This window comes from Pseudoalteromonas sp. CR1, from assembly GCF_019392235.1.
Taxonomy (GTDB): Bacteria; Pseudomonadota; Gammaproteobacteria; order Enterobacterales; family Alteromonadaceae; genus Pseudoalteromonas.
On sequence record NZ_JAHXRM010000613.1, the window covers coordinates 1 to 238 of the forward strand.

Below are 238 nucleotides of genomic sequence, written 5' to 3' on the forward strand. Positions count from 1 at the left end.
TGTTATGCGTCGCCTGTTATTCGCCTGCCTGCTGTGGGGCTCTGCACACGCCTTTGCCTTTGATCGTCTGCAAGTCGAGGGTTACACCCTGCCCAACGGCCTGCAATTACTGCTCAAACCGGGCACCGAGCGCGGGCACGTGGCTATCCGCCTGGTCGTAGGCGTAGGCCTGGATGACTTCCGTTGTGAAGAAAAGGAGTTGCCGCACCTGCTCGAACACCTGTTGTTCAGCGGCATC

Annotated in this window: 1 protein-coding gene; it reads left to right on the top strand. The window is 59.2% G+C overall.

The genetic code is table 11. The features are described from left to right. Nucleotides 1–238 (top strand): hypothetical protein (locus tag KZZ04_RS20755; RefSeq protein WP_219424115.1); only part of this gene is annotated, 238 nt, incomplete at both ends.